General features: G+C 43.9%; 3 protein-coding genes and 1 pseudogene. All 4 read right to left on the bottom strand.

What is annotated here, in order from left to right; all coding sequences use genetic code 11:
- Window positions 1-156, bottom strand: a pseudogene (locus tag D9K81_RS18730) (ATP-binding protein); the annotation flags it as partial.
- An 11-nt stretch (window positions 157-167) separates the two neighbouring features.
- Window positions 168-749 carry a hypothetical protein gene (locus tag D9K81_RS18115; RefSeq protein ID WP_121524022.1) on the bottom strand — a complete coding sequence of 194 codons (582 nt, stop codon included), beginning with the start codon at window positions 747-749 and terminating at the stop codon, window positions 168-170.
- A complete protein-coding gene (locus tag D9K81_RS18110) occupies window positions 750-1,172 on the bottom strand; it encodes a hypothetical protein (RefSeq protein WP_121524020.1) in 423 nt (140 codons plus the stop codon).
- 63 nt (window positions 1,173-1,235) lie between these two features.
- On the bottom strand, window positions 1,236-1,616 hold a 381-nt coding region (locus D9K81_RS18530), incomplete at its 5' end, for a hypothetical protein (protein WP_207667531.1).

The raw sequence follows: 1,616 nt of genomic DNA, 5'->3' as shown, positions 1-1,616 counted from the left end.
GCCAGTACGATGTGCACCACGGTCAAAATCGAAAGAAATTGCTTTATCAGCCGTAAAGCCGAGGGATGTTTTACCGACACCCGGATCTGCATAAATATAAGTGATGATAGCGCTGACATTTAAGGCTTGATCAGCAGGAATTATTTGCAAAGACATGATGATTCTCCTTAGTTAAACGTACGGCCAAAGGCATCGGTATTGTTCTTTTTAATCTTGTACTGCTCACATTCATGGCGTGAGTTCCAGCGGTTTAGGTTGTGGCGCTGTGCTACGCAATCAGATCGACGTCGTGCATTCAGACATGCCTTAAATACGCGCTGAAATTCTGGGTGATTCACTTCGCTTTCAGTGACAGTACGTAATACACCGTTGTCATTTACCAACAGATTTCTAAAAGAAAACATTGGTGCATAAGTGCTGGCATAACTGTCTAAGCCACTGGTTGGATCTGTTGTTACACGTGCTGTGTACTGAATGCCGTTTACTTCGATGACATAACCACGACGGCTTTTGAAGGCAAAATGCGCTTTGAATTTTAGGTTTTGGCCAAGCACTTCATTTACATTGCGACGGATCCAAGACTTGGCACTAAGCGTGCTTTCATCTACTTGGGTGAGTCGGCCATCTGCAGAAAGAATGTAAATCACATTGTTTTTTACGCAGTACACGGTATTGCCCATGCGAATGCGGTGGAAGCCTGCATCATCAAGGCCTAAATCTTTACGGAAAGGTTTGTTATGAGTATTCATTTAAACAGCCTCCAACATTTTGTTTTGAAGCATGTGAGCGACCAGCATGGCGTTAATGGTCAGATGGTCATTGAAGTCGGTAAAGTCACGGATTGGATATCCTGAGTTATCTAGAACTTTGTCCACGCTAAGGTTTGTGATGTCTGCATTTGTGAATTCACTACCTGGTACGCCGTATGAGTCATCGATGCGTTCGAAGTCAAAGCTGACATCTAGCGTGAAGCCATCTAAGCGAATAACTGCAGTACCAGAGTTGGCAGAGGTAAAGTGCATGGCTGCAACTGCAGTTTGTGCAGGAGCAGTTTGATTTGCAGTTTGAATGCTGAAGTCTGGGTTATATGCGAAGGCTAAAGCACCAAACGCGATAGCCGAAGTAACAAGAGTTACTTTAAAGCTATTGATTGGGGTTAAGGTTTTGTTCATACTATGTTCCTCAGTTGCAGCTCTGTCCTCGTCGAAAATTTCAGAGCTAGCTTCTTTTAAGATTTAAACTTGTTGAGCCAAACGAAGCTTTGTTAATTCAATAACAAGCTGGTATTCCTGATTGAATTTACCGTCATGACGCTTATTCACGGCGTCTGTAAATTCTTCTAGCGTTCCGTTAAAGCACCCACGATTCACTAAAATCCCACCGTCTTTATTTTTAAATGCGGTGTATGTGCCGTTCTCACTTCCGATAATTGAAATCCAAAATAGATCTGTGCGTTGTTTGATCTGAGCGTTGCCAAAAACCCAAGCATTGCCAGAAACCCAAGCGTCGCCATAAACCTGAGCATTGCCATAAACCCGAGCGTCGCCATAAACCTGAGCGTCGCCATAAACCTGAGCGTCGCCATAAACCTGAGCGTCGCCATAAACCTGAGCGTC

Source organism: Acinetobacter chengduensis (assembly GCF_003664645.1).
Classification (GTDB): domain Bacteria; phylum Pseudomonadota; class Gammaproteobacteria; order Pseudomonadales; family Moraxellaceae; genus Acinetobacter; species Acinetobacter chengduensis.
This window is presented reverse-complemented; position numbering and strand designations above follow the sequence as displayed.